Origin of the sequence: Anaerobutyricum hallii, assembly GCF_900209925.1 — a bacterium.
In the GTDB taxonomy this organism is placed as follows: Bacteria; Bacillota; Clostridia; order Lachnospirales; family Lachnospiraceae; genus Anaerobutyricum; species Anaerobutyricum soehngenii.
Genome location: NZ_LT907978.1, coordinates 667,492 through 686,998 on the forward strand (window position 1 = coordinate 667,492; position 19,507 = coordinate 686,998).

Below are 19,507 nucleotides of genomic sequence, written 5' to 3' on the forward strand. Positions count from 1 at the left end.
TTTATTTTCGTCTGTTCCCTAATGAATTAAATAGTAAATCATCACTTGGAAAAAGCTTTAAAATATTATATACTAGGGAGAGATGAATTTCGAAATATTTAGAGCATGAGGAGGATGAAAATGAAGAAGAATATTATCGCGATCAGCCGAGAGTTTGGTAGTGGAGGAAGAACGATCGGAAAGCTTGTTGCAGAGAAACTTGGTATTGAATTTTATGATAAGGATATTATTAAAAAAGTAGCAGAAGAGTCAGGTCTTACAAGAAAGTATGTCGAGCATTACGGAGAGTTTGCTCCATCTTCTGATCAGCGTTTTGCGTATTCTTTTGTAGGTCTTGATGAAGATTCCAGTTCCCCGCTTGTTCAGCTATGGAAGACAAGAGAAAAGGTAATTACAGATTTCGCAACGGCAAAGCCATGTGTTATTGTTGGTAGCTGTGCAGACTATATTTTAAGAGACAGGGAAGATTGTCTGAAAGTATTTTTATATGCGGATTCAGATACGAAGGAAAAGCGTATTCAGGAAATCTATGGCGAAGTTGGGTTAAAGCTTAAAAACCGGGTAAAAGATATGGATATTCGAAGAAGCCTGAATTATAAGTATTTTACAGGTCAGGATTGGGGTAAGGCACAGAATTACGATATGGCTCTTAACAGAGGAAGCCTGGGTGTTGAGAAGTGTGCACAACTTATCGTAGAAGCTGCATTAGGAGAATAGGATTAAAGACGTTACATCTATGAGATTCGATCACAGATTACAAAAAATTACAGAAAAATAGTATGGGAGTAATTTGAGAATGAAACGGGAACTGGAATTATTAAGAGTGAAAATGAAAGAAACAGGTGTAGATGCCTGCCTGATTCCTACAAGTGATTTTCATGGTTCAGAATATGTAGGGGATTATTTTAAGTGCAGAGAATATATATCCGGATTTACCGGTTCTGCGGGCACCTTAGTTGTTACTTTGGATGAAGCGGGACTTTGGACAGATGGAAGATATTTTTTACAGGCAGCAAAACAGTTATCTGGTTCTGGTATCACTTTGATGAGAGAACGTCAGCCAGGAGTTCCTTCAATAGAGGAATATTTAAAGACAACATTAAAGAAAGGTGAGACCTTAGGCTTTGATGGCAGATGCATTATGGCAGAGTATGCAGATACCCTGATCACACAGCTGAATGCACAGGGAGTGGCGGTCCGTACAGACATTGATCTGCCTGGTGCTGTGTGGGAGAAGCGTCCACCGTTATCAGCGCAGGCAGTATGGCCGCTTCCTGTGGAGTATGCCGGGGAGAGCAGTGAAAGTAAGATCAAACGTGTTCGGGAATTCCTTTCTGAAAAGAAGGCACAGTACTTACTGTTAACTTCTTTAGAAGATATCGCGTGGCTTTTAAATATGCGAGGTAACGATGTGGAATCTACACCGGTTATTTTAAGTTATCTTTTATTAGGACAACAGGAAATAATCTGGTATGTACAGGAGGAATGTCTTTCCGAAAAGATCAAGATCCTTCTAGAGATGCAGGGAATAAAAAATGCTCCGTATGCACAAATTTATGAGGATGTGAAGAAGCTTCCGGAAGAAGCATCGGTATATTATGATAAAGCGGCAGTAAATACAGCATTAGTTTCTGCATTGCCAGAAAAAGTGAAGAAGATAGAAGGTGTCAATCCGACTCTTTTGTTCAAAGCAAAAAAGAATCCTGTAGAAGTGGAAAATGAACGAAAAGCTCATATAAAAGACGGTGTCGCAGTTACAAAGTTTATTTACTGGTTAAAGAAAAATGCAGGGAAACAGAAAGTAACAGAGCGCACTGCGGCTGCAAAGTTAGAAGAGTTCAGAATGGCACAGGAGAATTATATAGAACCAAGCTTTGCACCGATCATTGCATATAAAGAACATGGAGCTATCGTACACTACAGCGCAACAAAAGAATCTGATATCGAGATACAGCCGGAAAGCTTCGTGTTAGCAGATACTGGCGGACATTATCTGGAAGGTACGACCGATATTACAAGAACAATCGCACTGGGGACATTGACTCAGGAAGAAAAAGAAATGTACACAACTGTATTAAAAGGACATATTCAGCTGGAAACCGCTCGTTTTTTACAGGGCTGCAGCGGTCAGAGCCTGGATATACTCGCAAGAGCTCCATTGTGGGAAAAAGGACTTGATTATAATCATGGAACCGGTCATGGAGTAGGTTATCTTTTAAGTGTTCATGAAGGTCCGAACAGCTTCCGCTATCGTCCATCTGTCAATGGACGAAATGACTGTATTTTAGAAGAAGGAATGATAACATCAGATGAACCGGGAATTTATTTAGAAGGAAAGTTTGGAATCCGTCTGGAAAACATGATCGTATGCCAAAAAGATGTAGAAAACGAATATGGCAGTTTTCTGTGTTTTGATTCCCTCACCCTTGTACCATTTGATCTTTCTGCGATTATTCTTGAAGAACTAAGTACAAAAGAAAGAAGATGGCTTGAACAATATCATAAGAAAGTATTTGAAACAATTTCTCCCTATCTGACAGAAGAAGAAACAGAGTGGTTAAAAGAAACTTTAATCTAAACTTTAATTTAGACTTTGCTTTAAATTTTGCTTTATTGGGAAAAACAATAAAAAACAGCATAACAGCGCATTTGTAAAGACAGTCGCAGGTAGAAAATACTTCGTTGTATTTTTATTTACTCTGATGTTACACATACGCTGCTATGCTGTTTTTCGTTTCATTTTTTAAATCCAGCCACCATCGAATCTTATGATCTGTCCGGTTAGATATTCAGGAGATTCGGTAATCTGGTAGCAGAAAGCAGCAGCTTCTTCCGGGGATGCAAAACGTCCGTAAGGGATTTCTTCAGAAAGAGCAGCCCGTTCCTCCTCGTCAAAACAGCGATTCATGTCAGTATCAATGACACCAAAGCTTATTCCGTTAACAGAAATATGAGAAGGAGCCAGTTCTTTTGCAAGGGCTTTTGTAAGGGCATTTATGGCACCTTTTGAAGCAGAATAGGCAGCTTCACAAGAAGCACCGACTTCTCCCCATACAGAGGATATATTTAAAATTTTTCCGCTGTGCCGGTGAAGCATATGAGGGATTACAGCTTTTGACATATAAAATACAGAGTCAAGATTCGTCCCCATAAGGGTATGCCATTCCTCAGAAGTCATATCTGACAAAAGACCGATATGGGAAATACCGGCATTATTAATTAAAAGATCAATCTGTCCAAAAGTATCCATCGCTTTTTGTGTCATTGTGATAGCTGTTTTCTCTTCTGCGACAGAGCCAAAACAGGAAATGACTCTTGTTTTTTTGGAAAGTTCTTTTTCTACAGCGGCTAAGGCATCTTTATCATGACCGCCGTTTAATGTAAGACAATAGCCTTTATCTGCATAAAAACGGGCAAGAGCAAGGCCAATTCCTCTGGTGGCACCTGTAATGAGTATTGATTTCATATATAAAACTCCTCGTATGATTTTGTAGCAATATTATATAGTCTGATAACTAGAACTACAAGATAAAATTTATTTCAATATTTAGAATTTATTTCCATTCAGACAAAAACACAGAAACGAAAACTTGCAATAGAAAAAGAACTTTGATATACTTAACAGATGAAATACGGAGTAATCCGTAAGATCACGACAATATGGAGTAAAACAGGATGTACTTTCAGAGGAAGATTTTTTCGCAAGATGAAGCACAAAAGATTCCGGGAGTACATGAGGTAAAACAGGAGGGCAAGATGAAAAAGCCAAGTTTTATAAAAAGATTTTTCTCCTTCCTTTTAAGAGTATGTGTTGTGCTCGCCTTGATGGCTGTGATTGCCGTTGGTTCTTTTGAGGGAGTAACATATTATCTGACAGGAAGTTTTACGAGTGTAAAGAAGGCCGTAAAAGAAGAGACAGATCAGCAGGAAGTACAGGAAGACACTACAGACATTGCTAAGAATAATAAGAATATGGAGAATACACTGGTATTTGTTCATGATGAGAATACCAATAAAGATTATACAAGCCTGAATATGTATGATAAGAAGACGAAGGCATTTGATGTATTATTGATGCCATGTAATGCACAGGTGTCTGTAAGTGAGAGTCTTGTGAAGGAACTTCGTGAGACGATATCAGATATAAGCAGTACAGTAAGCATGTCAGATGTGGCACGTGCTTTTGGTGATAAGAAGTATGAGACATATGTAAAGATTATGGAAGATATCAGTGGTGTGAAGATTTCCGGCTATGATGTAATGTCTTCTAATGATTTTAAGAAGCTTTTGAATGCGGGCAATACAGTAACATATCATCTTGATAATGCAGTTTCTTATCGTGATGCAGATAATGTATTACAGAGTATTGAGGCGGGAGATGTAGAACTTGATGGCGATACCGCTTATGCTCTTATGACTTATATGGATGGAACAGATGATGAGGAGACCAGAAGATTAGAGAGAGCGAATGATTATCTTACAAAGTACATGGAAGAAATCTTTACAAAGAATAATAATTCAGCACTTGCTAAAAAGTATGACAGCCTTGTAAAAGCGGAGGATACAGATGATCTGACATCAACAGAAGATATTCTTAAAGGGCTGACAGAGGATGGATTCACTCTTCGTATTATGCAGGGAAGCGAGACAAAAGGAGTATTTTCTTTAGATTCTCAGAAAGTAAAACTTCAGGTTGCTGCGCTTACAAAGAAAGCAGAATCTTACACAAAGAATGGTTCATCAAAGGCTTCTTCAAGTACCGCTTCTTCTGGCAGCACAGAAAGTTCTAAGAAGTATTCGATTGAAGTTTATAATGCAGCGTATGTTTCCGGTCTGGCAAAAGAATGGGAGACGTATCTTGAAGACGAAGGATACACGATTAGTCTTATCGATTCTTATCAGGAAGAGGGACCGATTTCCCAGACAAGAATTAATGTTACTGAAGAAGGAATGGGAGAAGATTTACTGAATTACTTCCCGGATGCAGAGATTAATGTAGTAGATTCCATTTCAACAGGTGGAGATATTCAGATCTATGTCGGAACAGACAGTACAAAGGTACCAGAAGGAAGCGGAGAGTCCACAACAGCAGAGGAAGATGTTGATGATGAGAGTGATGACAGTACCTCTGATGATGATACAGAGGAATCTCAATCTGCAGACAATACAGAAGACACAGATACATCTGACGGATATGATTTCAGCTCAGGAGAATAGCAAATAAAAACGTTGCTTGAATTATAGACGGAAAGATATTTAAAAGATATTTAATAGAAAGATATTTATAGGATAAAAGAAAGGAACCTTAACATGAAAGATCGTTACCACAAAAAAGCGAATGTACTCGGTATAGATGTATCAATGATGCGGGTGGACAAGGCGGTCAATGTATCAATGGAACTGATGCGTGGAAAGGGGCTTCCTGTAATCTATTTTTTATCAGCAGTCAGTTCATTATTGTGCCAGAATAATGCAGGAGCAGCAGAGTATGTTGCTTCCTGTAATCTGGTGCTTTCAGGAGATCGTCATATGGAGCTTGCAGTACGCCATCAGCAAGAGGATGGGGAAGTTCCGCAAGGTATAGGAGAATTTGCAGATAATTATCTTAAGAGATTATTTGCAAAGCTAAACCGAGAGGGACGAAGCATTTATACGATTATGGATCAGGAGGAACATCTTACTTCCTTAGAAGAATATATGGAGGAATCTTATCGCAGTATAGAAGTCCATGGAGGCATTATTGGAAAGAATGTGAAAGGTGAGGCAGACCGTATTGTGAATGAGATCAATGCCTGTATTCCAGACATCGTATTTGTCTGCCTTCCGGCAGAAAGACAGATTAAATTTATGGAAAAGTATGCAGCGATGATGAATACCCGTCTTTGTATTCTTATAGAATCTGTACAGCCATTGATTCGGAAGGAAACAGAAGAGATTCCATTGTGGGTACAGAAGCTCCACCTGGAGGGAATTTATTCCTGGTTTAAAAAGGAACAGAAGATTCGGAATACGATTGTTGGTTCTGTTTTTAAAAAGAAGGTAATGAGAGAAGTGCCGGAAGACATTTCTTTAACGGAACCGGAAGAAACATCAAAGGAAAGTATTTTGGAAAAACAGGAAGAATTATGTAATGACAAAGCGGATGAGAGCAAAAATAATAAAAACGTACAATGAATTTGTCATAAGAATAACAAAATAAGAAAGAAATAAGGACACTTTTCACAAAAATAAAATGGAAAAGTGTCTTTTTTTAAAAATTGCTTTAAGAAATGTACAATATCTCAGTTGTTTTTTGCCCAGAGCGTAGGAAAAATGGTAAAAATGTCTAATGAATAAAATATGCTTAACAATTTAGATGAAATAGCAGGCATATTTTCGTGAGTTTTCTCCTAGAATTATTTACAAATTTTAGGTATGATAGATAGGGACAAAATATTTATAGCATAATGTACTCTCGGAGTCTTTCTTGTACTTGATTTTGTGAGTACATCATATTTTTAGGAGGTTATTTATGGCTAGTTTATCACTTAGACATCTTAGCAAAACATATGATAACGGAGTCAATGCAATCAAGGACGTTACCCTTGAAGTTGATGATAAAGAATTTATGGTACTTGCCGGTTCGATGGGATGCGGCATTTCTACGGTATTAAGAATGATCGCAGGAGTAGAAGATATTACAGATGGGGAGCTTCTTGTTGACGGAGAACGAATGAATGAGACTCCTTCTATTGACAGAGATATGGCAATGATTTTTAAGAATGGAAAGTTATATCCGCAGATGAATATTTATGATAATCTTGCATTTGGGCTTAAGTTAAAGGAATTGCCAATTGGAGAGATTGATGCGAGAATCGCAGAAGTTACACAGGTACTTAATATTGGACATCTTCTTGATAAGATGACGGAAGATTTAGATGAAAAAGAACGTGCGTTAGTTGTTCTTGGTCGTGCCATTGTAAAGAAACCAAAAGTATTTCTTTTAGATGAACCGTTTTCAAGTCTGAGTAAGGAACTGAAAAAGGAGATGCAGGAGCTGTTATGGAGTCTTTATGAGAAGATGCAGATCACAGTCGTTTATGTGACACATAATAGTGAAGATATTCGACACACAGATACAAGAGTCGCTGTTATGAATGATGGAAGTGTACAGCAGATTGGAACAATCGGAGAACTTTATGATAATCCGGCAACACCATATGTTTCTGAGTTTTTAGGAGTTGCTGTGGAAGAAGTATGTTAATAAATAATAGGTGATTTTTTACATAGACACCGGGCTTTTGTAGCTTTTATACATGAATGAACATAAAAAATAATAAATTTTCACAAGAGGGAATGTATTTTTCGTATATTTCCTCTTTTTTTTTTGTCAATTTTGTATTAAAATAAAGAAAGATTGTTGCGTATAACAGAAAAGATGCGATGAGAGGGAAAGACAGGAGTGATACGATGATTTCAAATCAGATTTTACAGGATACCATTGATGGTATTAAGGCAATTACAAGAATTGACTTGTGCGTCATGGATACGGAAGGAAAACCGCTTGCCTCCACATTAGATGCAGTTGAAGAATATAAAGAGGCGGTGCTGGTATTTGCAGAGTCTTTAGCAGAGAGTCAGGCGTTACAGGGATACCAGTTTTTTAAAGTTTTTGATGAGAACCAGTTAGAGTACATCATTCTCGTCAAAGGTGAGACTGATGATGTGTATATGGTTGGAAAGATGGCTGCTTTCCAGGTACAGAATCTGTTAATTGCCTATAAGGAACGTTTTGATAAAGATAATTTTATCAAGAATTTGTTATTAGATAACTTACTGCTGGTTGATATTTATAACCGGGCTAAGAAGCTTCATATTGAGACCGATGTAAGAAGATGTGTATTTATTGTTGAGACAAAGAATGACAGAGATAATAATGCGTTTGAAACTGTCCGTAATATTTTTTCTGCTAAGACAAGAGACTTTATCACTGCGGTTGATGAGAAGAACATTATTCTTGTAAAAGAAGTGAAGAACGGAGAAGGATACGACGAGCTTACGAAGACCGCACAGGTTATTGTAGATATGCTTAATACAGAAGCAATGACAAAGGTTCATGTTGCCTTTGGTACGATCGTGAATGAGATTAAAGAAGTATCCCGCTCTTATAAAGAAGCGAAGATGGCGATGGATGTCGGAAAGATTTTCTATCCGGATAAGAATGTTATCGCATACAGCCGTCTTGGTATCGGACGTTTGATCTATCAGCTTCCGTTACCACTCTGTAAGATGTTTATCAAAGAGATTTTTGATGGACGTTCTCCGGATGAGTTTGACGAAGAGACATTGCAGACGATCAACAAGTTCTTTGAGAATAATCTGAATGTATCAGAGACATCCAGACAGCTTTATATTCATCGAAATACATTAGTATATCGTCTGGATAAGCTTCAGAAGAGCACAGGGCTTGATCTTAGAGTATTTGAAGATGCAATTACTTTTAAGATTGCTCTTATGGTAGTAAAATACATGAAGTACATGGAAAGTATCGAATATTAATAATAAAGCCTCCTGTCGGTATCGTCAGGAGGCTTTGTTATTAATAGTGCTTGTACTGTATTATAGAATACAAGTTGAATGCAAGACACTGATACAGTACACTACATTGTTGCGGTGAAGAGAAAGGCAGATGAAATGGACGTAAAAGACAAAGAAATGACTATCGAATTAGAAAGTGTTTCAGAAGAAGAATCTAAACAGCAGACGGAGGAGAGTTCTGATAAAAAACAGCAGCATAAACGAAAGGGCGGCTGTTTTAAAACGGTAATGCTGGCGTTTGCGATGGTTATCGTGGTTGGAGTCAGCTTTTTTGCAGGAAGACAGAGTGTGATGACATCTTCCGGATTTGGGACTGGACTTAATAATGGAACGATTCTTAGAAAGCTAAGTTTATTAGAAGCTTATACAGGCAAATATTATCTTAATAAAATAGATGCAGATAATGTGGAGCAAAATATTTATAAGGGATTTGCAAAAGGGTTACAGGACCCTTATGCAGAATACTATACAAAGGAAGAATTCAAACAGTTAACCGAAGAAGATTCCGGAGAATATGAAGGAATCGGTATTTCTGTAGCAAAAGATACCGATACCGGATATGCAGAGATCGTATCGGTATTTAAAGACCAGCCGGCATATAAAGCAGGGCTTAAAACGGGAGATCTGATCATTGCTGTCAATAAAAAAAGTACAATGAATATGGAATTACAGGAAGTCGTTTCAGAAATCAAAAAGAAAGAAAATAAAAAGGTTGTTCTTACAATCTACAGAGATAAAAAGTCAAAAGATTATACAGTAAAGAAGTCTTCTGTACAGTTAGATACCGTCTCTTATAAAATGAAGGAGAAAAAGATTGGTTATATTGCAGTAAGCCAGTTCCTTGAGAATACTGGTGATCAGTTTGATAAAGCAGTTACTGCTCTTGAGAAAAAAGGAATGAAGAGTCTGATCATTGATCTTCGAGACAATGGTGGAGGACTGTTAAACACTTGTACACAGATGGTGTCACGTGTGATAGATAAAGATAAATTGATTGTGTATACGAAAGACAAAGAAGGAAATAAAGAAGAATTCAAGAGTGATTCTGGTAAAACATTAGATATTCCGATTATTATTTTAGTCAATGGAAATACAGCCAGCGCGTCAGAGATTATGACAGGATGTCTGAAGGATTATGGCAAGGCAACCGTTGTAGGAACGACAACATACGGAAAAGGAATCGTCCAGAATATTATGCCGCTTACGGATGGCTCAGCGATTAAGTTTACAATCGCAAAGTATTATACACCAAACGGTACGGATATTCATAAAAAGGGAATTAAACCAGATGTTAAAGTAAAAATGAGCGATGCACAGTGGAAGAAAGCACAGACAGATGAAAAGGCAGACAAACAACTGAAAAAGGCAATAGAACTGCTTGAAAAATAAAAAACAGAAAAATAAAAACAGGAACTTTTGGGTAAGAATCCAGAAGTTCCTGTCGTTAGATGTACAGTGAAAAGTCAGCGATGTTAAAGCGCAGCTTTCTCTTTTAGAAACTTTGCCAGATATTCATCAAAGGCATATTCTAACGATTTGTCGAGAGAAAAGTTCTTATAGGAAATACCGGTGGTTATGAGCAATGTTTTTGGGTCATATAAAATATTCACATAAATGCCTTCAATATCATCTTCACGAAATGTGCTGTTACTATGTGAGATCAGGTAAGAAACCGATTGTTTTGGGAGACCGAGAACAATTTTACAGGAAAGAGGAAGACGTTTTCCTTTGATAATATCAAAAATACGGTTACGAACTTCTTTCCAGTAACAAAAGTCGCGATTTAGCGTCTGTTCTACGCTTGTATCATAGAACCCTTCATTGATTCGTCCCTGAATCTGGTAACTGACCCCCATCTTGATGGATGCTTCGATAAAATAAAAGTGATCGAATGTATTTCCAGATAAGAGATGGGACATAAAGTTTTTGGTATCGGAAACTTGTATTGATAGCATAAATGACTCCCTCCAAATAGAATTTTGATTTAGAATATAAAAATATAAAATGCCTTGGTATACTTGACTTAGTAAAAGATGATTTTTCATGTCTTGAAATAGATAATAGCATAGATTATTTTTTTTGAAAAGGAGTATAAAAATGAATGTTTTAACAGAATGTTTAAGTCGGGGAACATCGCCGGCAAGCGTCATTTCTTTTGCAAAAGAATATTTAAAACAGGAAGGTTTTGAAGAATTATATTATGATAAGATGCTTTCACCAAAGGAGAATGGAAAGTTTTTTATTACGCCATTTCCAGATGTATTATTTGCCTTTACTACAGGAAACGCAAAGGCAAAGATTCAGTCTCTTCGGATGGCATTTGCCCATGTAGACCAGCCCTGTTTTAAAGTAAAGGGAAAGCCGGATTTTAAAAGTATGGGATGTGCGATGCTTAATGTGGAAGTATACGGAGGAATGATGGATCACACGTGGTTTGACCGTCCTCTTGGTATAGCAGGAACAATCATGTTAAGGGGAGAGGATGTTTTTAAGCCGGAAGAAGTACTCTATGACAGTAAGAGACCGATTGCTGTTATTCCGGGACTTGCGATTCACATGCAGCGTGAGGCAAATAATGGATGGAAGATCGATCGCCAAAAAGAACTGATGCCGTTGATGGGGATTGCGAATGGGCGTTGGACAGAAGGTGCATTTTTACATTTCCTTTCAGAGGAACTTTCCGTAGATGAAAGTGAGATTTTAAGTTATGATCTTAATTTATATAATTATGATCAGCCACAGCTTTGTGGAGTAAAAGAAGAAATCTTATGCAGCCCTCGAATTGATAATCTGGCATCTGTTAGCGCATTATTGGAGTCAATTACTGATGGAGAAAGAGAAAGTGGAATCAATCTGATCGGACTGTTTAACCATGAGGAAGTGGGAAGTTTCACGAAGTCAGGTGCAGATTCGACCTTGCTTGGATGCATTTTGAATCGGATTTTATCGGGAATGGGATGCTCGAAAGAACAGATAGAGATTTCACTTGCACAAAGTTATTATCTTTCTGTGGACGGCGCGCATGCAGCACATCCAAATTATACGGATCGTTGTGATACAACAACGAGGGCATATATCGGTCAGGGAGCAACGATAAAAGTAAGTGGTACGCAAAAGTATGCATCCGATTGCCGTATGTATGCGATACTTCTTGGGCTTGCTGAAAAATACGACATTTTATTACAGGAGATCAATGACAGGAATACGATTCGTGGCGGGACAACATTAGGACCGATGATTGGTTCCCATTTGCCAATGATGGGATGTGATCTCGGAATCCCGATGCTTGCGATGCATTCTGCGAGAGAGACAATGGCAATGGAAGATTATATCAGCCTATGTCGATTAGTGACGGCTTTTTTTACAGAGTAAATTAGTCTATTTTTCTAATCCTTCGCATATACTGGAATAGTATTGGGGAGGGATTTTCATGGAAAAACAAAATATATATCAGGATATTTCTGCCAGAACAGGCGGAGAGATTTACCTTGGTGTGGTTGGACCGGTCCGAAGCGGCAAATCAACTTTTATTAAGCGATTTATGGAACTGCTCGTACTTCCTGCAATAAAAGATGAAAATGAACGAAAAAGAACGATGGATGAGCTTCCACAAAGTGGGACCGGAAAGATTGTTATGACAACGGAACCAAAATTCATTCCAAAAGAAGCAGCGGAACTGCCGATGGAAGATATGAAAATAAAAATCCGTTTGATTGATTGTGTGGGATTTATGATTCCCGGAGCCGGAGGAAATCTGGAGAACGGACAGGAACGCCTTGTAAAAACTCCATGGTTTGATTATGAAGTTCCGTTTACAAAAGCAGCAGAATACGGTACGAGAAAAGTAATCAGAGATCATTCAACAATAGGAATTCTTGTAACGGCGGATGGTTCCTTTGGGGAGATTCCGAGAGATTCCTATGTAGAAGCAGAGAAAAAGACAGTAGCAGAGTTAAATGAGATTGGTAAACCGTTTTTAGTTCTTGTAAATAGTGAGCGGCCGTATTCAAAAGCAACGCAGGCATTAACAGAAAAGCTTGCCAAAGAATACGGCACAAGTGTTATGGCAGTAAATTGTGATCAGCTCAGACAGGAAGATATTTTAGAAATACTGAAAAATGTATTGCTGGAGTTTCCGTTATCGTCGGTGGGATTTTATTTGCCGAAATGGGTAGAAACATTAAGAGATGATCATTGGATGAAGAAGTCTATTCTTGATCTTGTGAAAGAATTTATGGCAGATAAGGGGAAGATGAAAGATCTTTATCAGAAAGTTTTTCCATCGAACGATTACATAGAGTCTGGTAAAATAGAAAAAATTCATATGGATACCGGAACAGTCGATGTTAAAATACAGATTAGAGATTCTTATTATTATGATATTTTATCTGATTTGACAGGACTTCCGATAAAAAGTGAATATCATTTGATCCGTCTGATGAAGGAATTATCGGGAAAGAAGAAGGAATTTGAAGAAGTATCGCAGGCACTAAAAGATGCAAGAGAACGAGGATACGGTGTTATGAAACCTGTTCTTTCAGAAATTACACTTTCTGAGCCAGAAGTTGTGAAACATGGAAACAAATACGGGGTTAAAATCCGGGCAGAAGCACCGTCAATTCATCTGATCCGGGCAAATCTTACAACTGAAGTAGCACCGATTGTTGGAACACAGCTTCAGGCAGAAGATCTGATTACGTATATAAAAGAGCAGGCCGGTGAGGAACCTGACGAAATCTGGAATGTAAATATTTTTGGAAAAACATTAGAACAATTAGTGGATGACGGTATATCCGGAAAAGTCACAAAAATCAATGATGACAGCCAGGAAAAACTGCAAAATGCCATGGAAAAAATCGTAAATGAAAGCAGTGGCGGATTAATCTGTATTATTATATAATAATAGGGTCAAAATACTTTTGACCCTGACATCATCATAGATATTCAAGTCGAGCCGCCGCGAGCCTGAAAAGGTGGAATAAAGCATACATTTTACTTGCACAAAATGGAAAAATATGGTATAATAATTTGGGGGTGATCACATGGAGATACAGCTTTGGAGAGAACTGCTTGACCCATACCAGCTGGCAGTCGATGAACTGACTGTTAAGTTTCATCATATTATAGAAGAACATCGTAATCAGGGCTTATATTCACCGATAGAGTCTGTCGATGGACGAGTGAAGAGTATTGTCAGTATTTTAGATAAGATGCAGCGCAAGAATGTATCGATGAATGATATTGAGAAGAAGATAGAAGACCTGGCAGGAATTCGTATTATCTGTCAGTTCGTGGAGGATATAGACCGGGTTGTGAATCTTATAAAGAATCGCACAGATATGAAGGTGAAGTGTGAGAAAGATTATGTAAGTCATATGAAGACCAGTGGATATCGTAGTTACCATATGATTATTTTATATACAGTGAATACGATCCATGGTCCAAAGGAGCTGAGTGCAGAGATTCAGATCCGGACGATGGCGATGAACTTCTGGGCAACGATCGAGCATTCTTTGCAGTATAAGTATAAGGAGAATATTCCAGAATATATTCAGCAAAAGCTTTTAGATGCGTCAGAGGCGATCATTGAGGTAGATCATGAGATGTCTGATGTAAGAGATGAGATTATGGATGCGCAGAATTCTCACAGAAAGAAAGAGACATTAGTTAAGGATATTTTGAATAATATTCAGAATTTATATAAGGTTGCTAATCAGAGAGAAGTAACCAAGATTCAGGATGAGTTTTATAAAGTATATGTGCTTGATGATATGCTGCAGCTAAAGCATTTTGCAAGACAGCTTGATATCATTTCTGAAGGATATCGTGCACAGAGCTTGTAAAGAGGTTTGGTGTATACATTATGGATTCAGTACAGGAGGAAGTGGATGAATTTACCAAAGGATTATCAAAGTAAGATGCAGGAGATGCTTGGAGAGGAGTATTTACAGTATCTAGATAGTTTTAATCATAGTTATGGACAGACGCTTCGGGTGAATCAGTTAAAGATGGAACCGGCGGATTTTATCCGCCGGTTCCTTTTAAGCGGACAGGTTTCCTGGTGTAATACAGGATTTTATTATGAGGGAGAACAGAAATTATCCGCACACCCGTATTATTATGCAGGAGTTTATTATTTGCAGGAGCCGAGTGCGATGGCACCGGCAGCTTTTTTACCAGTAGAACCGGGAGACAGGGTGCTTGATCTTTGTGCGGCACCAGGGGGAAAGTCTACGGCACTTGCGGCAAAGCTTCAGGGAGAAGGAATTTTGATATCGAATGATATCAGTGCTTCCCGGTGTAAGCCGCTCCTTAAAAATATGGAGATGGCAGGCATTACGAATGCGGTGATAACCTGTGAATCACCGGAAAAGCTTGCAGACCGGTTCTTTGGATATTTTGACAAAGTGCTTGTGGATGCCCCATGTTCCGGGGAAGGAATGTTTCGACGGGAATCATCGATGGTAAAGAGCTGGTCACTTGAAGAAGTGGATCGGTATGCAGAATTACAAAGAGAGATTCTTTCTCATGCAGCACAGATGGTAAAACCAGGAGGATATCTGTTGTATTCGACTTGCACTTTTGCCAGGGAAGAGGATGAACAAACCGTAGAATTTTTTTTAGAACAGAATGATGATTTTTCTCTGCAGGAACTTCCAATCTGTGATGGTATTGAAGAAGGCAGGCCAGAATGGACGGTAAGCGGAAGAGAAGATGTAAAGAACTGCCGACGTTTTTTACCGTATAAAGTAAGAGGAGAAGGACATTTTGCAGCATTGTTTAAGAAGCGTGAAGAAGCAGAGTGCTTAGATAAGGCTTTTGAAAAGGCAGATAGAAAGCGGATAGTAAAGGAACAGACGATATCGAAAGAAAAGATTCCGGATGCGATGGAAGAATTTATGCGTGATATTCCGGAATGGAAACAGTGGAAGAAGCGGTTATTTTTTATAAAAGAAAGAGCGTTTATCCTGCCAGAACATTGTCCGGATCTTAGAGGGTTACGTATCGTGCGTTCCGGACTCTATCTTGGAGATTGTCTAAAGAAGCGTTTTGAACCAAGCCAGGCACTGGCAATAGCATTGCATCCATCTGGATATAAAAGAAGTATTTCATTCCCAGCGGAAGATATTCGTGTGGAAAAGTACCTTCGTGGCGAGACAGTGGATATGGATGATAGCGAACTTTCTGGATGGACACTTTTTTGTGTAGATGAATTTCCACTTGGATGGGGAAAGTATAACAGAGGAAGATTGAAGAATAAATATAATCCGGGCTGGCGTAAATTATAAATACAGAAGAACAGTTATATATAAGCAGAGATAAAGTACTCCGCCAGAGACTATAACAGGAAAGGAATAAGAATATGCCGGAAAATGCAAAGAAAGTCAGACTGGATAAGTTTTTGACACAGGCTGCGGAGCTTACCAGAAGCGAGGCAAAGCAAAAGATTAAAAAGGGCAGTGTGACAGTGAACAAAGAATTTATTAAGAAACCGGAAGTAAAGATCTCTTTGCAGGATCGTGTATGCATTGATGGAGAAGAGGTCCTATATGAACAGTACCGTTATATTATGCTGCATAAACCAGCAGGAGTGATCAGTGCCACAGAGGATGCTGAAGACAGAACGGTTCTTGACCTGATAGCAGAAGGAAAGAAGGGGCTTTTTCCGGTTGGAAGGTTGGATAAAGATACCGAGGGACTGTTACTGCTTACGAATGATGGCGTACTGGCGCATAATCTTTTGTCACCAAAAAAGCATATAGATAAAACATATTTTGCAATTCTTGATGGTCCGGTGGGAACAAAGGAACAGGAACTATTTTTACAGGGGCTTGATATCGGAGATGAGAAGCTGGCACTTCCGGCGAAGTTAGAATTGACAGAGAATAAGAATGAGGTTTTTATTACTGTACAGGAAGGACGTTTTCATCAGGTCAAGAGAATGGCGCAGGCAGTAGGAAGAAATGTTACGTACTTAAAAAGGATTTCTATGGGAAATCTGGTTCTTGATCCGAACCTGAAAAAAGGGGAATACAGATCACTGACCGAGAAAGAGCTTACCAGTTTAAAGAAAAAATAAACGGAAAGATAAACGGAAAGGAATTACTTTATGGCAAAAGAAAACGGCTTTTTGCCCATCAATAAAAAAGAAATGAGAGAACGAGGCTGGAAGCAGGCAGATTTTGTTTATGTTTGTGGAGATGCTTATGTAGATCATCCTTCTTTTGGAGCAGCAATCATTACGAGGCTTTTAGAAGATGCAGGATATAAGGTCGCATTTATCGCACAGCCAGATTGGAACGATGAGAACAGTATTGCGGTTTGTGGAGAACCAAGACTGGCATTTATCGTGTCAGCCGGCAATATGGATTCCATGGTGAATCATTATACTTCGTTTAAAAAGAGAAGGCATCAGGATGCGTATACACCGGGAGGCGGTTTTTCCGGAAGACCGAACCGGCCAACCATTGTATACAGCAATCTGATTCGAAAGACGTATAAAAAGACGCCGATTTTGCTGGGAGGAATTGAAGCGTCCTTAAGAAGAATGGCGCATTATGATTATTGGAGTGATAAAGTAAAGCGTTCTGTTTTATTGGATTCTGGTGCAGATCTGCTTATGTACGGAATGGGAGAGCATTCGATTCTTGAAATCGCGGAGGCATTGGATTCAGGAATAGACGTGCATGATATTACGTATGTCAGAGGAACTGTTTTTAAATGTAAAGACTTAGAAGAACTTTCCTGCGAATATGAATTGCTGCCATCTTATGAGGAAATCACAGAATCAAAAGAAACATTTGCCAGAAGTTATTATCAGCAATATATTAACACAGATGCGATTACTGCAAAGACATTAGTAGAACCTTACAAGAAAAAGGAATATCTTGTGCAGAATCCGCCGTCATTGCCTCTTACGGTAGAGGAGATGGATCATGTATACGAACTGCCGTATATGAGAAAGTGGCATCCTTCGTATGATAAGCTTGGCGGGGTTCCCGCATTGAAGGAGATTAAGTTCTCTCTTACAAGTAACAGGGGCTGCTTTGGAGGCTGCAGTTTTTGTGCATTAACTTTCCATCAGGGAAGAAGAATTCAGATAAGAAGCCAGGAATCTATTTTAAAAGAAGCAGAGATTTTGATTAAAGATCCGGAATTTAAAGGTTATATTCATGATGTAGGAGGACCAACGGCAGATTTTCGTCATACGGCTTGTGAAAAACAGTTGAAATATGGAGTCTGTACGAATAAACAATGTCTGTTTCCAAAGCCGTGTGCGAACATGAACGCAGATCATGGAGACTATATTACACTTCTTCGTCGTTTGAGGGCACTGCCGGGAGTAAAGAAAGTATTTATTCGCTCAGGAATCCGTTTTGATTATGTGCTGGCAGATAAAAAGGATCATTTCTTAGAAGAACTTTGTAAATATCATGTCAGCGGGCAGCTCAAAGTTGCTCCGGAGCATATTTGTGACAGTGTTTTACGACTTATGGGCAAGCCTTCAAATCACGTGTATGAACAGTTTGCAAGAGAATATCGAAATATGAATAAAAAGCTGGGAAAGAAGCAGTATATGGTTCCGTATTTAATGTCTTCCCATCCGGGATCTCATTTAAAAGAAGCGATTGCTTTAGCAGAATATATTCGTGATCTTGGATATATGCCGGAACAGGTACAGGATTTTTATCCGACCCCGGGAACAATTTCTACATGCATGTATTATACAGGTTTCGATCCACGAACGATGGAGAAAGTCTATGTTCCGGTAAGTTTAAAAGAAAAACAGATGCAGAGGGCATTAATTCAGTATCGGAATCCGGAAAATTATGATATTGTAAAAGCAGCATTGATTCAAGGTGGCAGAGAAGATCTGATCGGTTTTGATGAGCATTGCCTGATTCCGCCAAGAAAGATGGGAAAGAACTATCATCCAGCACAGAAACATTCTGTGGAGAAAAACAATGCTTTTAAGACAGACAAATTTAAAACAGACAGGTTTAAAACAGAAAAATCTAAAACAGAAAAATCTAAAATAGAAAGAGCTAAAGCAGACAGATTTAAAACAGACAGAGCTTCCGGGAAGGAAGAAGGCAGAGGAAAGGCAAAGAAGAAGACGATCCGTAACGTTCATAAAAAGAAGAAGCGTGGATAGGAGGAAACCAGATGAATATAGGAATCATTACCGGTGCTTCATCGGGAATGGGGAAAGAGTTTGTGAAACTGACGATGCAAAATCACCTGGAATTAGATGAGATATGGGTGATTGCCAGAAGAAAGGAACGTCTGGAAGCCTGGTCAGATCTTTATAAAGAACAGAAGTTTCGTATTCTTCCCCTTGATCTTCAAAAGAAAGAAGATATGGACTATCTTGGAAAGACATTGGAAGAAGTACAGCCACATATAGAATTATTTATTCACTGTGCGGGATTTGGCATTATGGGAAGGATTCAGGAGATTTCTATGGAAGAGCAGGCTGAGATGGTAGATGTGAACTGCCGAAGTGTTGTTGAAGTGTCCTCACTTGTGCTTCCTTATATGAAATACAGAGGACGAATGATTTATATGGCATCAGCAGCAGCCTTTCTCCCTCAGCCGGGCTTTGCGGTATATGCGGCAAGTAAAGCATTTGTTTTAAGTTATGTGCGGGCGTTACGTGCAGAAAGCAGAGAAAAACAGCTTCGTGTGACGGCAGTATGTCCGGGAGCGGTAAAAACAGAATTTTTTAATCGTGCACTTACGAAAAAACATTTGCCAGCATATAAAAAGCTAGTCATGGCAGACCCGAAGAAAGTGGTAAAAAAGGCCTGGCAGGATAATGAGAAGAATAAAGAAGTTTCCGTATACGGAAAAGTGATGAAGCTTACACATCTGGTAACAAAATTACTTCCACACAGTCTTTTTCTGCAATTTATTGGAAGGAAATAAA

16 protein-coding genes are annotated in these 19,507 nt (G+C 38.7%); 14 read left to right on the forward strand and 2 right to left on the reverse strand.

Annotated elements, in window-relative coordinates; genetic code table 11:
• Nucleotides 1-120: 120 nt before the first annotated feature.
• Both EHLA_RS02985 and EHLA_RS02990 read left to right on the forward strand, forming a co-directional pair.
• Nucleotides 121-717, forward strand: a complete 597-nt coding sequence (locus tag EHLA_RS02985) for an AAA family ATPase (RefSeq protein ID WP_096239265.1) — start codon at nt 121-123, stop codon at nt 715-717.
• Between the two features lie 79 nt (nt 718-796).
• Nucleotides 797-2,578 carry an aminopeptidase P family protein gene (locus EHLA_RS02990; RefSeq protein ID WP_096239266.1) on the forward strand — a complete coding sequence of 594 codons (1,782 nt, stop codon included), beginning with the start codon at nt 797-799 and terminating at the stop codon, nt 2,576-2,578.
• A 165-nt stretch (nt 2,579-2,743) separates the two neighbouring features.
• Here EHLA_RS02990 and EHLA_RS02995 read toward each other — a convergent pair whose 3' ends face one another.
• Nucleotides 2,744-3,466, reverse strand: coding sequence for an SDR family NAD(P)-dependent oxidoreductase (locus EHLA_RS02995; protein WP_096239267.1), 723 nt, complete (start codon nt 3,464-3,466; stop codon nt 2,744-2,746).
• Between the two features lie 290 nt (nt 3,467-3,756).
• Between EHLA_RS02995 and EHLA_RS03000 the strand changes: the two genes are divergently transcribed.
• From EHLA_RS03000 to EHLA_RS03020, 5 genes are all read left to right on the forward strand, one after another.
• A complete protein-coding gene (locus EHLA_RS03000; protein WP_162290849.1) occupies nt 3,757-5,217 on the forward strand; it encodes an LCP family protein in 1,461 nt (486 codons plus the stop codon).
• A 93-nt stretch (nt 5,218-5,310) separates the two neighbouring features.
• Nucleotides 5,311-6,174 carry a WecB/TagA/CpsF family glycosyltransferase gene (locus tag EHLA_RS03005; RefSeq protein WP_096239269.1) on the forward strand — a complete coding sequence of 288 codons (864 nt, stop codon included), beginning with the start codon at nt 5,311-5,313 and terminating at the stop codon, nt 6,172-6,174.
• Between the two features lie 337 nt (nt 6,175-6,511).
• Nucleotides 6,512-7,243: an ABC transporter ATP-binding protein gene (locus tag EHLA_RS03010; RefSeq protein WP_096239270.1), complete on the forward strand. Its 732-nt coding sequence runs from the start codon at nt 6,512-6,514 to the stop codon at nt 7,241-7,243.
• 206 nt (nt 7,244-7,449) lie between these two features.
• Complete coding sequence (locus tag EHLA_RS03015) at nt 7,450-8,538, forward strand: PucR family transcriptional regulator (protein WP_055299508.1); 1,089 nt, start codon at nt 7,450-7,452, stop codon at nt 8,536-8,538.
• 78 nt (nt 8,539-8,616) lie between these two features.
• Complete coding sequence (locus EHLA_RS03020; RefSeq protein ID WP_096239271.1) at nt 8,617-9,966, forward strand: S41 family peptidase; 1,350 nt, start codon at nt 8,617-8,619, stop codon at nt 9,964-9,966.
• Nucleotides 9,967-10,049: 83 nt separating this feature from the next.
• On the opposite strand, the gene EHLA_RS03025 is transcribed toward EHLA_RS03020, so the two are convergent.
• Nucleotides 10,050-10,532 carry a DUF5721 family protein gene (locus EHLA_RS03025; RefSeq protein WP_021908030.1) on the reverse strand — a complete coding sequence of 161 codons (483 nt, stop codon included), beginning with the start codon at nt 10,530-10,532 and terminating at the stop codon, nt 10,050-10,052.
• 142 nt (nt 10,533-10,674) lie between these two features.
• Here EHLA_RS03025 and EHLA_RS03030 point away from each other — a divergent pair, with 142 nt between their 5' ends.
• The 7 genes from EHLA_RS03030 to EHLA_RS03060 all read left to right on the forward strand — a co-directional run bounded on the left by EHLA_RS03030 (nt 10,675) and on the right by EHLA_RS03060 (nt 19,506).
• Nucleotides 10,675-11,949, forward strand: coding sequence for a M18 family aminopeptidase (locus EHLA_RS03030; RefSeq protein WP_096239272.1), 1,275 nt, complete (start codon nt 10,675-10,677; stop codon nt 11,947-11,949).
• Nucleotides 11,950-12,007: 58 nt separating this feature from the next.
• Complete coding sequence (spoIVA, locus tag EHLA_RS03035) at nt 12,008-13,477, forward strand: stage IV sporulation protein A (RefSeq protein ID WP_096239273.1); 1,470 nt, start codon at nt 12,008-12,010, stop codon at nt 13,475-13,477.
• Between the two features lie 142 nt (nt 13,478-13,619).
• Entirely contained in the window at nt 13,620-14,420 is an 801-nt protein-coding gene (locus EHLA_RS03040) for a GTP pyrophosphokinase (RefSeq protein ID WP_005349093.1), read from the forward strand.
• Nucleotides 14,421-14,465: 45 nt separating this feature from the next.
• A complete protein-coding gene (locus EHLA_RS03045; RefSeq protein WP_096239274.1) occupies nt 14,466-15,866 on the forward strand; it encodes an RsmB/NOP family class I SAM-dependent RNA methyltransferase in 1,401 nt (466 codons plus the stop codon).
• A 74-nt stretch (nt 15,867-15,940) separates the two neighbouring features.
• Complete coding sequence (locus EHLA_RS03050) at nt 15,941-16,657, forward strand: pseudouridine synthase (RefSeq protein WP_096239275.1); 717 nt, start codon at nt 15,941-15,943, stop codon at nt 16,655-16,657.
• 30 nt (nt 16,658-16,687) lie between these two features.
• Nucleotides 16,688-18,733, forward strand: coding sequence for a YgiQ family radical SAM protein (locus EHLA_RS03055; RefSeq protein ID WP_096239276.1), 2,046 nt, complete (start codon nt 16,688-16,690; stop codon nt 18,731-18,733).
• An 11-nt stretch (nt 18,734-18,744) separates the two neighbouring features.
• Entirely contained in the window at nt 18,745-19,506 is a 762-nt protein-coding gene (locus EHLA_RS03060) for an SDR family NAD(P)-dependent oxidoreductase (RefSeq protein WP_096239277.1), read from the forward strand.
• The last annotated feature ends 1 nt before the right edge of the window (nt 19,507 follow it).